At 72.6% G+C, this 14,253-nt stretch carries 11 protein-coding genes; 4 read left to right on the top strand and 7 right to left on the bottom strand.

Annotated elements, in window-relative coordinates; translation table 11 throughout:
• Positions 1-126 precede the first annotated feature (126 nt).
• Together ACIBQ6_RS27900 and ACIBQ6_RS27895 are read left to right on the top strand one after the other, a co-directional pair.
• Positions 127-1,668: a 4-hydroxyphenylacetate 3-hydroxylase N-terminal domain-containing protein gene (locus ACIBQ6_RS27900; protein WP_352359656.1), complete on the top strand. Its 1,542-nt coding sequence runs from the start codon at positions 127-129 to the stop codon at positions 1,666-1,668.
• A gap of 42 nt (positions 1,669-1,710) precedes the next feature.
• The gene (locus ACIBQ6_RS27895; protein ID WP_352359654.1) at positions 1,711-2,865 is read left to right on the top strand and encodes an epoxide hydrolase family protein; all 1,155 of its coding nucleotides are present in this window, start codon (positions 1,711-1,713) and stop codon (positions 2,863-2,865) included.
• 62 nt (positions 2,866-2,927) lie between these two features.
• Here ACIBQ6_RS27895 and ACIBQ6_RS27890 read toward each other — a convergent pair whose 3' ends face one another.
• The 3 genes from ACIBQ6_RS27890 to ACIBQ6_RS27880 are packed head-to-tail and all read right to left on the bottom strand — an operon-like array spanning position 2,928 to position 5,897.
• The gene (locus ACIBQ6_RS27890; RefSeq protein WP_397215897.1) at positions 2,928-4,307 is read right to left on the bottom strand and encodes an FAD-dependent oxidoreductase; all 1,380 of its coding nucleotides are present in this window, start codon (positions 4,305-4,307) and stop codon (positions 2,928-2,930) included.
• A 1-nt stretch (position 4,308) separates the two neighbouring features.
• Positions 4,309-4,710, bottom strand: a complete 402-nt coding sequence (locus ACIBQ6_RS27885) for an SgcJ/EcaC family oxidoreductase (RefSeq protein WP_358295174.1) — start codon at positions 4,708-4,710, stop codon at positions 4,309-4,311.
• Positions 4,711-4,721: 11 nt separating this feature from the next.
• Positions 4,722-5,897, bottom strand: a complete 1,176-nt coding sequence (locus ACIBQ6_RS27880; protein ID WP_358295171.1) for an acyl-CoA dehydrogenase family protein — start codon at positions 5,895-5,897, stop codon at positions 4,722-4,724.
• A 174-nt stretch (positions 5,898-6,071) separates the two neighbouring features.
• Here ACIBQ6_RS27880 and ACIBQ6_RS27875 point away from each other — a divergent pair, with 174 nt between their 5' ends.
• Positions 6,072-7,280, top strand: coding sequence for an acyl-CoA dehydrogenase family protein (locus ACIBQ6_RS27875; protein WP_397215427.1), 1,209 nt, complete (start codon positions 6,072-6,074; stop codon positions 7,278-7,280).
• A gap of 82 nt (positions 7,281-7,362) precedes the next feature.
• On the opposite strand, the gene ACIBQ6_RS27870 is transcribed toward ACIBQ6_RS27875, so the two are convergent.
• From ACIBQ6_RS27870 to ACIBQ6_RS27855, 4 genes are all read right to left on the bottom strand, one after another.
• The gene (locus ACIBQ6_RS27870) at positions 7,363-8,838 is read right to left on the bottom strand and encodes an MFS transporter (protein WP_397215895.1); all 1,476 of its coding nucleotides are present in this window, start codon (positions 8,836-8,838) and stop codon (positions 7,363-7,365) included.
• A 96-nt stretch (positions 8,839-8,934) separates the two neighbouring features.
• On the bottom strand, positions 8,935-9,993 hold the full coding sequence (locus tag ACIBQ6_RS27865; RefSeq protein ID WP_364335443.1) for a glucose-1-phosphate thymidylyltransferase: 1,059 nt from the start codon (positions 9,991-9,993) through the stop codon (positions 8,935-8,937).
• Positions 9,994-10,066: 73 nt separating this feature from the next.
• A complete protein-coding gene (locus tag ACIBQ6_RS27860; RefSeq protein WP_397215425.1) occupies positions 10,067-13,132 on the bottom strand; it encodes a BTAD domain-containing putative transcriptional regulator in 3,066 nt (1,021 codons plus the stop codon).
• A gap of 216 nt (positions 13,133-13,348) precedes the next feature.
• Positions 13,349-13,543 carry a hypothetical protein gene (locus tag ACIBQ6_RS27855; protein ID WP_358295157.1) on the bottom strand — a complete coding sequence of 65 codons (195 nt, stop codon included), beginning with the start codon at positions 13,541-13,543 and terminating at the stop codon, positions 13,349-13,351.
• 369 nt (positions 13,544-13,912) lie between these two features.
• Here ACIBQ6_RS27855 and ACIBQ6_RS27850 point away from each other — a divergent pair, with 369 nt between their 5' ends.
• Positions 13,913-14,239, top strand: coding sequence for a hydroxyisourate hydrolase (locus tag ACIBQ6_RS27850; RefSeq protein ID WP_357982008.1), 327 nt, complete (start codon positions 13,913-13,915; stop codon positions 14,237-14,239).
• The last annotated feature ends 14 nt before the right edge of the window (positions 14,240-14,253 follow it).

Here is a 14,253-nt window from a genome sequence, read left to right as displayed (position 1 = left end):
CACGGGCACCTTCCAGAATGCCGCCCGCGCCCGCGCCGGCCGAACAGCGCACATCGCGAGATGGCCGCCGCGCGCGCGGGTGCCACGCTGAGGATGCACCGTGCTGCCTGCCCAGGGAGATGTCCGATGCCCGATGCCGCGCCGAAGACCCGCCCGCTCACGGGCAGCGAGTACGTCGAGAGCCTGCGTGACGATCGTGAGATCTACCTCTACGGTGACCGCGTCAAGGACGTCACCGAGCATCCGGCGTTCCACAACCCGGTGCGGATGACCGCCAGGCTCTACGACGCCCTCCACGCCGACGGCACCCGTGAGCTGCTGACCTGCCCCACCGACAGCGGCGGCGAGGGCTACACGCACCGCTTCTTCACCACCCCGCGCACGGTCGAGGACCTGGTCGCCGACCAGCGGGCCATCGCGACGTGGGCCAGGATGAGCTACGGCTGGATGGGCCGCAGCCCCGACTACAAGGCCTCCTTCCTCGGCACGCTGGGCGCCAACGCCGGCTTCTACGCGCCCTTCGACGGCAACGCCCGCCGCTGGTACCGCGAGTCGCAGGAGAAGGTGCTGTTCTGGAACCACGCGATCGTGCACCCGCCGGTCGACCGCAACCGGCCGCCGGACGAGGTCAACGACGTCTACGTGCACGTCGAGCGGGAGACCGACGCGGGGCTCGTGGTGAGCGGCGCGAAGGTGGTGGCGACCGGCTCGGCGCTGACGCACTACAACTTCATCGCCCACTACGGCCTGCCGGTCAAGAAGCGCGAGTTCGCGCTGGTGGCCACCGTGCCGATGGACGCGCAGGGCCTGAAGCTGATCTGCCGCCCGTCCTACGGCATGAACGCGGCGCTGACCGGCGGCCCGTTCGACTACCCGCTCTCCTCCCGGCTGGACGAGAACGACAGCATCCTCGTCCTGGACAAGGTGCTCATCCCCTGGGAGAACGTGTTCATCTACGGCGACCTCGGCAAGGCGCAGCTGTTCACCGGCCAGTCGGGCTTCACCGAGCGGTTCACCTTCCACGGCTGCACCCGGCTGGCGGTGAAGCTGGAGTTCATCGCCGGGCTGCTGGTCAGGGCGCTGGAGATCACCGGCACCAAGGACTTCCGCGGCGTGCAGACCCGGATCGGCGAGGTGCTGGCCTGGCGCAACCTGTTCTGGGCGCTGTCGGACGCCGCCGCCCGCAACCCGGTGGAGTGGCGCAACGGCGCGCTGCTGCCCAACCCGCAGTACGGTCTGGCCTACCGCTGGTTCATGCAGATCGGCTACCCGCGGATCAAGGAGATCGTCCTTCAGGACGTGGCCAGCGGGCTCATCTACGTCAACTCCGGCGCGGCCGACTTCAAGAACCCCGACATCCGCCCGTACCTGGACAAATACCTGCGCGGCTCGGACGGCACCGACGCCGAGGGCCGCGTCAAGGTGATGAAGCTGCTGTGGGACGCGATCGGCTCGGAGTTCGGCGGCCGCCACGAGCTCTACGAGCGCAACTACGGCGGCAACCACGAGAACACCCGGGTCGAGCTGCTGTTCTCGCAGATGGCCGGCGGCCAGCTGGACGAGTACGCGGCCTTCGTCGACCGCTGCCTCGGCGAGTACGACCTGGACGGCTGGACGGTGCCCGACCTGTCCTCCTTCGAGGAGCTGCGGCGCACCGGCACCGGCTGACCTGCTCGACCCACCCCTGACAAGAGAAGGGCGAACCCACCCATGCGTCCATTCCGCATCGACATCCCCGAGGCCGACCTGGCCGACCTGCACCGCAGGATCGACGCCACCCGCTGGCCGGACGAGCTGCCCGGCACCGGCTGGGAGCGCGGCGTGCCGCTGGGCTACCTCAAGGAGCTGGCCGACCACTGGCGGCACGGCTTCGACTGGCGGGCGGCCGAGGCCGAGCTGAACCGGCACCCGCAGTTCGTGACCGAGATCGACGGCGCCGACGTGCACTTCCTGCACGTGCGCTCGCCCGAGCCGCAGGCCGTGCCGCTGCTGCTGACGCACGGCTGGCCGGGCTCGGTCGCCGAGTTCCTGGACGTGATCGGGCCGCTCACCGACCCGCGCGCGCACGGCGGCGACCCGGCCGACGCCTTCCACCTGGTCATCCCGTCGATCCCGGGGTTCGGGTTCTCGGGGCACACCAGGGAGGCGGGCTGGCATCCGTACCGGGTGGCGCTGGCGTGGGCCGAGCTGATGCGCCGGCTGGGCTACGACCGCTACCTGGCGCAGGGCGGCGACGCCGGCGCGGTGATCTCGCTGGAGCTGGCCAGGCTGGCCCCCGAGCACGTGATCGGCGCGCACGTCAACATGCTGATGGCCTTCCCCTCGGGCGACCCGGCCGAGCTGGCCGGCCTGACGCCCGCCGAGCAGGGGCGGCTGGCCGGGCTGGCGCGGTTCGACGAGGAGCTGTCGGGCTACATGAAGCTGCAGTCCACCCGCCCGCAGACGCTGGCGTACGCGCTCACCGACTCGCCCGTGGGGCAGCTGGCCTGGATCGTGGAGAAGTTCCACGACTGGACGGACTCCGACAAGTCGCCCGAGGACGCCGTGGACCGGGACCGGATGCTTGCCAACGTGTCGATCTACTGGCTGACCGCGACGGCCGGGTCGTCGGCGCGCTTCTACTACGAGGGCGCGGCGGGGCTGAAGATGGCCGCCGAAGGGCACCGGCCGCCGCCCATCACCGTGCCCGTGGGCGTGGCGGTCTTCCCCAGGGACATCTTCGTGCCGGTCCGCCGGCTGGCCGACCGGGACATCCCGACGATCAGCCACTGGACCGAGTTCGAGCGGGGCGGCCACTTCGCCGCCATGGAGCAGCCGGAGCTGCTGGTGGGCGACGTCCGCGCGTTCGCCCGCTCGCTGAGGTAGCCGTACCGACGACAAGGACGCCGGCGGGCTCCGCCGGCGTCCTTCTCGTCGTTCGGACGGGGTCAGGACTTGAGCAGCGGCACCTGCGGGCGCTGCTCGGGGGCGGCGGCCGGCGCGGGGCCGCCGCCGCTCTGGCACAGGACCCGCAGCATGAGCGCGGGCCGCATGAGCGTCTGCGGCGGGTCCACGAGCCCGGCCACCCGCATGAACGCGGCCGTGACCGCGCCGTCGCGGGCCGCCGCGGCGTGCAGGCGCGCCATGTAGGCGTTGCCGATGCGCACCTTGGCGGTACGCCGGCCCTCCACCCCGGGGAAGGCGAGGTCGGCGCCGGCGGAGATGTCCCACGGGACGTCGATGACCCGCGAGATGTCCCGGAAGAAGGCCCGCCAGGGCGGCACCGCACCCGCCTGGAGGTGCTCGCGCAGGATCATCGCCTCCATGGCGGCGACGGTCATGCCCTGGCCGTAGACGGGGTTGAAGCTGCACACGCCGTCGCCCAGCACCAGCAGGCCGTCGGGGAAGGCGGGCAGACGCTCGTAGCGGCGCCGCACGCTGGCCGGGAAGGTGAAGGTGACGCCCTCGTCGAGCGGTTCGGCGTCGCGGACGGCGTCGTAGACGTCGGGCACGGGCAGGGACTTGGCGAAGGCGAGGAAGCCCTCCAGGTCGGCCGGCGGGTGGTCGCCCAGGATGCCGGTGAGGGAGAGCATGCTCATGTCGCCGGGCAACTTGGGGAAGAACGCGCCGCGCGGGTTCGCGGGCGAGGCGACGGGGTTGATCGACAGGTCCTCGCCGTACGGGTCGCGGCGCAGGCGGAAGTGGCGGGTGGTGTAGGCCAGGCCGATCTTGACGCGGTCCTCGTCCGGCCGGGGGAAGCCGAGCTCCTGGAGCCAGGCGGGGGTGCGCGAGCCGCGGCCCGTCGCGTCCACCAGCAGGTCGCAGGCCAGGTGCTCCTCGACGCCGTCCGTCCCGCGGACGCGGACGCCGGTGATCCGGTCGCGGGCCGGGGTCGCGGTCGGCCCGAGGATGTCGGTGCGCTCCAGGAAGCGCACGTTGGGCAGGGCCGAGACGCGGTTCCTGACCTGCTCCTCCAGGACGGGCCTGGTGGCCGAGACGCTGATCAGGCCGGTGGGGGCCGGGCGCAGCCGGCGGCCGTTGAAGTACCAGCGCAGGCTGGTGGCCAGGTCTCCGGCGGGCACCCCGTCGTCGATCATCTGCTGGGTGAGGCCGGGGAACAGCTCGTCCAGGATCTGCTGGCCGCGGGCCAGCAGGGCGTGGGCGTGGCAGCCGTGCGGCACGCCCCGGCGCGGGCCCGCCGCGCCGGTCAGCGTGTCCCGGTCCACCAGCAGGACCTCGGCGCAGTGCTCGGCGAGCACGCGCGCGGCCAGCAGCCCCGCCATGCCTCCGCCGAGCACCACCGCGCGCTGTGCGACGTGAGCGGCCATCTCAGTCACGCGGGCTGTTCTGGTAGGCGGCCAGCTTCCACTGCCCGTCGCGGCGGACGGCCAGCCAGGAGGCGCGGACCGCGCGCTCGGGGGCGACCTCGCTCTCGCCGGCCGCCAGCACGCCGCCCTCGGTGGTCAGCAGGCAGACGTCCTCCGCCAGGAAACGCAGGTCGATGGGCTGCCCGGTGACCTGGGTGCCCTGGTACGGCCCGGCGAAGGCGTGGGTCATGAAGGCGCGGATCTCGGCCTGGCCCTTGCGGTACACGCCGGGCAGGATCATGGAGCCGTCCTCGGTGAAGACGGCGGCGAACGCCTCGGCGTCGTGGGCGGCCCAGGCGGCGATGATCTGCTGCGGCAGGGCGGCGACGGCGAGGGTCTGGTCGGGGGCGGACACAGTGGTCATGGCGATCTCCTTCAGATGTAGAGGGTGTCGGGTTCGAGGCCGCACAGAATCCGCCCGTACAGCTCGGCGTTGGTGTTGGGGTGCATGAGGGCGTGCTGGTTGACGGCGTGCACGTCGCGGGCGATGCGCTGGATGGGCACGTCGCTGTAGATGGAGGAGCCTCCGCTGGCGGTGGCCAGGATGTCGACGGCCTCCTTGGCCAGGCGGCAGACGGCGCCCATGTCGGCGCGGGCGCGTACGCGCTCCTCGATCGTCCACTGGGCGGAGTCGGCGTCCTTGGCGTCCACGGTGGCGGACAGGCGGTGGGCGTGGAACTCGGCCTGGTCGATCTTGAAGGTGGCCTCGGCGACCTGGAGGTGGGTGAGCGGGGCGGCGCTCTGGCTGGCGTACCCGGTATAGGTGATCTTGCGGTCGGGCAGCCGTTCGAAGAAGACCTCGCGGGCGGCCTTGGCCAGGCCGAGCACGGTCCCGACCGAGGAGGCGGCGGCCACCGGCAGCAGCGGCGAGCGGTAGATCGGGGAGCCGGCGTTGGCGCCGTCGGCGTGCTGTCCCTGGAGGATCGCGCCCAGCGGCATGACCCGGGCGGCCGGGACGAACAGGTCCTGGGCCACGGTGCTGACGCTGCCGGTGCCGCGCAGGCCGGAGGTGTGCCAGTCGTCGATGACGGTCAGGTCGCTCATCGGCACCAGCGCCATGACCGGCTCGGGCTCGCTGTCCGGGCCGACGACGACGGCCACGATCTCCTGCCAGTGGCTGTGGTGGGCGCCGCTGACGAAGCCCCACTTGCCGTTGACCACGATGCCGCCCTCGGCGCGCACGGCCATCGCCGTGGGGCTGAGCGTGCCGCAGATGCGCACGTCGGGGGTGGCGAACACCTCGTCCTGGACGGCCTCGGGGAAGTGGGCGGCCATCCAGGTCGGGATCCAGTAGACCGAGGCCGTCCACGCCGCGGCGCCGTCGGCGCGGCCCAGCTCGGCGGCGACCTCGACCAGGGTGCGCGTGTCCGCCTCGAAACCGCCGTAGCGGCGCGGCGTCCGCAGCCTGAAGACGCCGGCCTCGGCCAGCGCCTCGATCGTCTCCTCGTGCAGCCTGCGGTTCTCCTCCGCCCAGGCCGCGTTCCTGCGCAGGACAGGGCCTGCCTCCGTCGCGCGGCGGACGAGGTCTTCCCGCGCCGGAGCACCTGTCATCAACACCATGTCCTCCCGGGACGTCAGTCGAGACACTGCTCCCTGAACGTCCCATTCGCCGGTTGACGGGCGCATCTTCCGGCGTGCGGGATTGCCGGGCACGCACGGAGATGCGAAGGTCACCGGCGCCGGGCGAGCCTTGAGGGAAAACCCGAAACGAAGGGTTCGCGCAGCATGACAGCCGTCACCCACGCCCCCATGGCTCCGCCCGAGCCCGGGCTCACCCCCGAAGAGATCGTCGCCAGGGCCGAGGCCATGGTGCCCGCCCTGGTCGAGCGCCAGGCCGAGACGGAGCGGCGCACCTACTACGCCCCCGACACCCACGAGGCGTTCGCCAGGGCGGGCTTTTACCGCATCCTGGTCCCCCGCCGCTTCGGCGGCTACGAGTTCGGCGTGGAGACCTTCATGCGGGTGTCGATGACGCTCGCGCGGGGCTGCCCGTCCACCGGCTGGATGTACTCCTTCGGCTCGGCGCACACGCTGGCGGTGGCCACGCTGTTCGGCGAGCGGGCCCAGAGCGAGCTGTTCGCCTGCGGGGACTTCGTCTGCCCGGCCACCGTCGCGCCCGGCGGCTCCGCCCGTCCGGACGGCGAGGGCGGGTGGCTCCTCGACGGCACCTGGAGCTACTGCTCGGGAGCCCCGTACGCCACCCACTTCATGGGCCACGTCGTCGTGGACGGGCGGCCGATGTTGTTCGTCGCGCCGCGCGACCAGTGGCGCCGGCTGGACGACTGGGGCGGCCAGCTCGGCCTGAAGGGCAGCGGCTCGCACAGCATCGCCATGGAGGGCGGCCGCGTCCCCGGCCACCTCACGCTGCCGATCCACCTCAGCCAGGCCGTCGTCACCGGCGGCACCCCCGGCCGGGACCTGCACGGCAACCCCGAGTACGGCGGCGGCCCGCTCAGCGTCATGCTGCTCGGCAGCGCGGCCGTCGTGCTCGGCATGGCCCAGGGCGCCCTGGACGCCTACGAGGAGCTGATGCGGACCAGGACGACCATCTTCCCGCCGTTCACCACCCGCGCCGAGGACCCCGACTACCAGTTCTGGTACGGCGAGGCCGCCGGCATGCTCGCCACCGCCGAGGCGGCCATGACGAACGCCGTCCAGCAGTGGAGCCGGACCTGCGCGGCGGGCCCGGAGGCGTTCACCAGGGAGCGGGACGTGCGCCTGGCCACCGTCAGCCGCGAGGTCGCCCGGCTGGCCTGGCGGGCCGTGGAGGGCTGCCTGTTCCCGACGGCCGGTTCCAGCGCGGTCAGGGACGGCCAGCGCATGGAGCGGATCTGGCGGGACATGTCCACCACGCACAGCCACGCCGGGTTCGCGATCTACCTGGCGGCCCTGGCCAACCGGGAGCTGTCCCGCGCCCGGTTCGGCCTGGACTGACCCTCCGGACGGCGAAGGCGGGCCCGGTCCCCCGGGCCCGCCTTTCCCGTGTGCTCTGTCTTGTGTGCTCGGTCTCGTGCGCTCAGTCCACCAGGGCGGGCTCCTGGTCCGGCTGGTGGTGGCCGTCGTGCACGCCGGCGAAGGGCGCCACGCCGCGCAGCCGGACCAGTGCGAGCACGGCCAGCACGGCGCACAGGGCCGCGCTCGCCCAGGCGACCGCGTGCAGCCCGGCGGTGAACGCCTCGCGGGCCGCGCCGAGCAGCGCCGCGCCCTGGTCGGCGGGCAGCTGGCCGGCCACGGTGACCGCGCCGGTGATGCCGTCCTGGGCGAGCGCCGGGGTGCCGGCGGGCGGGGCGAACGTGCCCCGGTAGACCGCGGTGCCGAGGCTGCCCAGGGTCGCCACGCCGAGCGCGACGCCGAACTCGCCGCCGGTGGCCACCAGCGAGGCGGCCGAACCGGCCTGCTCCGGCGGGCTGGTGCTCATCGCCACCTGGTTGATCATGCCGCCGACCGGCCCGACGCCGAAGTAGCACACGCCCAGGAAGACGATCAGCGCGGTCACCGCGCCCACGACGACCTGGGTGAGCAGGAGCTGCCCGACGACCGCGATCACCATGCCGCCGCCCAGCAGGTACGCCGGCCGCACCCGGCTGGCCAGCCGCGGGGTGAGGTTGATCGAGACGATGAGCGCGACGGCCGGGCCGAGCAGCCACAGCCCCGCCTCCAGCGGCGACATGCCCTCGACCGTCTGCAGGAACAGCGCGACCTCCATCCCGGTCCCGGTCTGCAGCGCCCCGCACAGCAGCCCGATCAGCACCGCGGCGGTGAACGCGCGGTGGCGGAACAGCCGCACGTCCAGCAGCGGGTGGGCCAGCGCGCGCTGCCGGTGCACGAACACCGCCCCCACGAGCAGCCCGGCGGCGACCGCGACGGCCGGACCGGCGCCCCAGCCGTCGCGGGCGACCGCCTTGAGCCCGTAGATCAGCGGCAGGATCGCCGCCAGCGACAGCACGACGCTGACCAGGTCGATCCGGCCGCCGGCCGGATCGCGGAACTCCGGCAGCAGCGGGGCCGCGGCCAGCAGCAGGAGCATGACCGGCACGCCCATCAGGAAGACCGACCCCCACCAGAAGCGCTCCAGCAGCGCGCCGCCGACCACCGGGCCGAGCGCGATGCCCAGCATGAAGGCCGTGCCCCAGGCGGCCATGGCCAGGCCGAACTGGCGGGGGTCGCGGAACATGACGCCGATCAGCGACAGCGTCGAGGGCAGCAGCGTGGCCCCGGCGACGCCGAGCAGCGCGCGGGCCACGATCAGCATCTCGGGGCTGGTGGAGAAGGCGGCCAGCAGCGACAGCAGGCCGAAGGCCGCGCCTCCGGCCAGCAGCAGCCGCCGGCGGCCGATCCGGTCGCCGAGCGAGCCCATGGTGACCAGGAACCCGGCGGTCATGAAGCCGTAGATGTCGGTGATCCACAGTTGCTGGGTGGCGTCCGCGCCCAGGTCGGCGCTGAGGTGCGGCAAGGCCAGGAACAGCACGCTGATGTCCAGGGCCACGAGCATCGTGGGCAGGAACAGCGCCACCAGCCCGAGCCACTCTTTCCGCCCCGCGCGCGGGGCGCCGTCGTCGGTCACGTCCTCACTCCTTGTTCCCTGGGTTCATGTGGTCAGCTCGATCCGCGTGTGGTCGCCGACCACGAGACGGTGGTCGCTGCGGCCGGGAGCGACGGTGGTGTAGCGCCCGATGAGCGAGCCGCGCAGGCCGCTGGCGGCCACGATGGAGGCGCCGTCGAGCACGATGGAGTCGGACAGGCGGGTGGAGCGCACCACGCAGTCGCGTCCGATGGAGGTGCCGGGCCCGATGTGGCTGTCCACGATCAGGGTGTCCGGGCCGATGATCGCCGGTCCCTCGACGACGGAGGCGACCACCCGCGCGCCGGGGCCGAGCACGACGTCGCCGCGTACCAGGCTGGCGGCGTCCACGTGGCCGGCGATGTCGCGGGAGAGCCGGGCCAGCAGCCGCCGGTTGCACTCCAGGACGTCCTCGACGCGGCCGGCGTCGCTCCAGTAGCCGCGGTAGAGGCTCGCCCTGACCTCCTGGCCGGACGTCAGCAGCCACTGGACGGCGTCGGTGATCTCCAGCTCGCCCCGGCGTCCGGGGGCGATGCGGTCCACCGCCTCGTGGACGGCCGGGGTGAAGAAGTAGACGCCGGTCATGACCAGGTCGCTGCGCGGCCGTTCCGGCTTCTCCACCACCCGCAGCACCGCGCCGGTCTCGTCGGTCTCGACGACGCCGAACGGCCGCGGGTCGGCCACCCGGTGCACCACGATCTGGGCGGCCGGGCGCAACGCGTGGAACTCCTCGGCGATCGGGCCGATGCCGTCGGCCAGGACGCAGTCGCCGAGGTACATGACGAAGTCGTCGCCGCCGAGGAAGGGTCGCGCCAGCTTGACGCAGTGGGCCAGCCCCAGCGGGCGGAGCTGGCGGATGTAGGTGACGCGCGTCCCGAACCGCGAGCCGTCGCCGACGACCTCGGCGATCTGCGCCTCCCTGTCGCCGACCACGAGGCCGATCTCGGTCACGCCGAGCGCGCGCAGGCTCTCCAGCACGTGCTCCAGGACCGGTTTGTTGGCGATCGGGATGAGCTGCTTCGGCATGGAGTGGCTCAAGGGACGCATGCGGGTGCCAGACCCGCCGGACAGCACCAGAGCCTTCATGCTCGCCAGGATCCCAACGGCGGGACCCCGCGGGCATCTCTGACAGTGCGGGATGACGGTGAGGAAAGCCCGGTTACCCGATGCCCTCCACCAGCCCGGCCCCCGAGGACAGGCCGTCGCGCAGCCGCTGACCGGCCCGTTCGTCGACGGTGTCGGCCAGTTCGTGCACCCGCGACATCGCCCGCTCGGCCGCGCTGGCGTCGCCGAGGGCGACCAGCACCTCGCTCAGCATCGTGAGCGTCTGCGCCTCGAACAGCGGCGCGCGCATCTGGCGGAACAGCGTGACCGCCTTGCGCAGGCGGCCGATCGCGTCGCCGGGCTCGTTCGCGGTGACGGCCAGCTCGCCCAGCCCGGCCAGGGCGTGCGCCTCGGCCAGGCGGTGGCGGGCGGTCTCGGCCACGGCCAGCGCCCGGCGCAGCAGGTCGCCCGCCTCGCGCAGGCGTCCCCTGCGCAGGTGAGCGATGCCGAGGCCGTGCAGGGCGAAGGACTCGCCGACGGTGTCGCCGATCTCCTCCACCAGCGTGAGCGCCTCCTCGAACGCGCCGGCCGCCAGCGCGAACTCCTCGGCCTGCAGGTGCACCCGGCCCATCCGGTGCAGGATCTGGGAGATGATGCGCCGGCTGCCGCCGCTCTTCCCGCGGACCAGCGCCTCGGCCAGCATGATCTTGGCGTCGTCGATGTCGCCGCACTCCGACCGGATGGCGGCCAGGTTGTCCAGCGTGTGCGCGGCCGAGATCTGGTCGCCGATGTCGGTGAAGATGGCCAGCGCCTGCTCCAGGTGCGTCGCGGCGGCGTCCAGCTGGCCGTTCATGCGCTCCAGGAACGCCAGGTTGCGCCGGGAGCGGGCGATCTGGACGACGTTGCCGGTCTTCTCGAACAGCGTCAGGGCGGCCTCGAAGTCGCGTCTGGCCTCGCCGAAGTGCTGCTCGGTCTGGGCCAGCGTGCCGCGCACGCACAACATCTCGGCCTGGCCGCGCTCGTCCCCCGCCCGGCGGGCGGCCTCCAGGGCGATCTCCTGGATCTCGCGCCAGTCGTCGAGGTAGACGTGCAGCTCGAAGAAGGGCTCGGCGTTCATCGCGGTGCGCCAGCACAGCTCCACGAACCCGGCCTGGGCGGCCTGGCGGATGCCGGCCAGCAGCACGTGGCGCTCGCGTTCGAACCAGCCGATCGGGTCGGCGACCAGCCGCTCGACCAGCTCGGCCGGGAGCGGCGAGTCGGGGCCGGGCCGCAGGTGGGGGCCGGCGGGCGGGCCGTACTCGCGGGTCCTGGCGGTCTCGGTGAGGCGGTGCAGCGCGTCGAGCACGCGGGCCAGCGCCGCGCTGCGCTCGGCGGGCGGCTCCTCGGCGGCCAGGCGTTCGTGGGCGTAGACGCGGATGAGGTCGTGGAAGCGGTACTGGACGTTGACGTTCCTGCCGACCCCGGCGACCTCGATGAGCTGGGCGTCGACCAGGTCGTCGAAGAGGTCCTGGGCGTCGGCCAGCGGCCGGTCGAGCAGGGCGGCGCCGGTCCAGGCGGAGAAGATGTGCGAGTGCAGGATCGCCAGCCGGCGGAACAGGCGGCGGGCGTGCTCGGTGAGCGCGTCGTAGGTGAGCGACAGGCTGGCCCTGATGCCCATGTCGCCGTGCTTGAGCTCGTCGAGCCGGCGGGCCTCGTCGCCGAGCCGGTCCACGAGCTGCTCCACGGCCCAGTGGGGGCGCGAGGCCAGGCGGGCGCCGGCGATGCGCAGCGCGAGGGGCAGGAAGCAGCACAGCTCGGCCAGGGCGGCGGCCGACTCCGGCTCGGCCCGTACGCGCTCGGCCCCGGCGATGCGGGACAGCAGCTCGACGGACTGGGCGGCGTCGAAGAGGTCGACGTCCACGTGGGTGGCGCCGGCCAGCCCGCCGAGCCGGGTCCGGCTGGTGGTGATGACGGCCGAGGTCGGGCTGCCGGGTAACAGCGGCAGCACCTGGCTCTCGGCGGCGGCGTCGTCGAGCACGATCAGCATCCTGCGGTCGGCCAGCAGCATGCGGTACAGCTCGGCCCGCTCGCCGAGGGTGTCGGGCAGCGCCGTCCCCTGCACGCCGCAGGCCCGCAGGAACCGGTCGAGCACCTGCATCGGGTGGACCGGGCGGGAGACGCCGCCGTGCAGGTCGGCGAAGAGCTGGCCGTCGGGGAAGTGCGCGGCGACGCTGTGCGCGGCGTGCACGGCGATCGTGGTCTTGCCGATCCCGGCCCGCCCGGCGACCGCGATGACGGGCACGGCGAAGCGGCCGTCCCCGGCCAGGGGGACGGTCACCCGCTGCCTGATGACGTCGAGCTGGGCCTGCCGCCCGATGAAGTCGGCGATGTCGGAGGGCAGCATGCCGGGCACCGCGGGCGGACGGGCGGGCGGCTCGGGCGGGGCCGCCGCGGGCGGCGGCCCCGCCTCCAGGCTCTCGTCGGAGGTGAGGATGGCCGATTCGAGCTGCTGGAGCCGCTCGTTGGGCTCGATGCCCAGCTCCTCGACGATGACCCGCCGGGCGTCGCGGTAGACCTGGAGCGCCTCGGCCTGCCGCCCTGAGCGGTAGAGGGCGACCATGAGCTGGGCGGCCAGTCCCTCCCTGAGCGGGTGTTCCTGGACCAGCGCGGCCAGCTCGCCGACGAGCTCGTGGTGGCGGCCGAGGTCCAGTTCGAGCTGCACGCAGTCCTCGTTGGCGGTGACGCGCTGCTCGGCGACCCCGCTGGCCAGCGCCTGCACGGCCCTGCTGTCGATGCCGTCGAAAGCCGGGCCGCGCCACAACGCCAGCGCCTCGCGGTAGTGCTGGATGGCCTCGGGGAAGGAACGTCCGTCACGAGCCTTGCGGGCCCGGCTCACAAGGCTCTCGAAACGGCGTGCGTCGATCGCGTCGGCGGGGGCGCGCAACATGTAGCCCTGCCGGGTGGTGACGATCATCTCGGGGTGGCCGTGGGCGCTGAACAGGCGCCTGAGCGCGGAGATGCAGATCTGCACCTGTGCGCGCGACGTGGCCGGGGGGTCCTCGTCGTAGATCGCCTCGACGAGGCGGTCCAGCGTGACCGAGTGATTGGCGTTCAGGATCAGGACGGCGAGGACGATCTGCTGCCGCGCCCCGCCGAGATCGAGCTGTCTGTCGCTCGCAGTTACCTCGAGCGCACCCAACACGCGAAACTCCACCCGCATCCCCTCAAACAAATCATCGCCCTCGGTCAAAGATCTTTCCCGAAGCGACCGGAATCCGGGCGTGATTGCCATGATGAGCGGCGTAACTGGTGCTTACCCCTCAAAAGTTTCTGCCATGGTTTGGGTGGATGGTACAACGCCCTTGGGTATGTGGCCAGTTTTGGAGCGTTTCAGGGTGATCCGTGTTGCCTGTCACCGTCAGCGCTGAAAGGCGCCCTCGATCAGGCCCCACGGCCAGTCCATGGTGCCGTTGACGGTGTCGTGCTGGCCGGCGGACGGAACGGCGTGCGCGGGGGCCGGCGCGGCGGCGATGGCGGCGAAGCCGGCCAGCGCGGCGAGCAGCAGCGCGAGGGTGAGGCGGACGCGGGCGGTGAGGGTGGTGGTCGCGGTCATTTCGATCTACCTCCGGGTGATTACCGCGGTCTTCGTCCCGCGGCTTCGGAAATGACGCTCACACGGTGCGCAATTCGCGCTTTATCCATCTTCTTTTCGCCGGGCATCAGTGCACGTTGGACGCTGTGCACACCCGCCCCCGCACCCGCCGGCGATAGCGGCGATAGCGCGAAATAAGGCGGCCGCCTCTTTTCGCGATCGGCGGCGATCGGACGGCGATAGCGCGGCGATAGCGGCCGGAGGTCCGGCGGATAGGCGGCGGCGCGAGCCTTGGGCGCGAGCCCGGGCGGCGCGACCTGTCGTCGTCCGGGTGGCCATGTGCGCGGACGGCCCGCGCGGACCACTCGGAGAGGTTCGATGGGAATAGCGGTGCAAGCCCAGGACGCGGTCTACGGCCGGGGTGCGGCCGACCTGCACGTACGCCTGGACCATGACGCCGACGGGCAATGGGTGCTCGAAGCCGAGACCCGTACGGACCAGGACGGATCGGTCAGCGAGTGGGCCGACCGCCCGCTCGACCGCGGCCTGTACCGCATCGTGTTCGCCACCGACCCGTACTTCGTCGGGCTCGGGCTGCGGCCGGCGTATCCGGAGATCGTCGTCACCTTCCGCATGGTGGACGAGACCGCCGTGAACCACATCGTCGTGCTGATCTCGCCGCATTTCTCGACCGTCTATTTCGGATCGCTCAGCTGAGGGACAGTGAGGCC

Source organism: Nonomuraea sp. NPDC049655, assembly GCF_044465465.1.
Lineage (GTDB): Bacteria > Actinomycetota > Actinomycetes > Streptosporangiales > Streptosporangiaceae > Nonomuraea.
The sequence above is the reverse complement of the archived record's forward strand: the minus strand, read 5'-3'. Positions and strand labels throughout refer to the sequence as shown.

Bases quoted from the DNA above. Each gene is read 5' to 3' on its own strand.
- ACIBQ6_RS27900 (WP_352359656.1), top strand. From the start codon at position 127: ATGCCCGATGCCGCGCCGAAGACCCGCCCGCTCACGGGCAGCGAGTAC.
- ACIBQ6_RS27895 (WP_352359654.1), top strand. From the start codon at position 1,711: ATGCGTCCATTCCGCATCGACATCCCCGAGGCCGACCTGGCCGACCTG.
- ACIBQ6_RS27890 (WP_397215897.1), bottom strand. From the start codon at position 4,307: ATGGCCGCTCACGTCGCACAGCGCGCGGTGGTGCTCGGCGGAGGCATG.
- ACIBQ6_RS27885 (WP_358295174.1), bottom strand. From the start codon at position 4,710: ATGACCACTGTGTCCGCCCCCGACCAGACCCTCGCCGTCGCCGCCCTG.
- ACIBQ6_RS27880 (WP_358295171.1), bottom strand. From the start codon at position 5,897: ATGACAGGTGCTCCGGCGCGGGAAGACCTCGTCCGCCGCGCGACGGAG.
- ACIBQ6_RS27875 (WP_397215427.1), top strand. From the start codon at position 6,072: ATGACAGCCGTCACCCACGCCCCCATGGCTCCGCCCGAGCCCGGGCTC.
- ACIBQ6_RS27870 (WP_397215895.1), bottom strand. From the start codon at position 8,838: ATGCTCGTGGCCCTGGACATCAGCGTGCTGTTCCTGGCCTTGCCGCAC.
- ACIBQ6_RS27865 (WP_364335443.1), bottom strand. From the start codon at position 9,993: ATGAAGGCTCTGGTGCTGTCCGGCGGGTCTGGCACCCGCATGCGTCCC.
- ACIBQ6_RS27855 (WP_358295157.1), bottom strand. From the start codon at position 13,543: ATGACCGCGACCACCACCCTCACCGCCCGCGTCCGCCTCACCCTCGCG.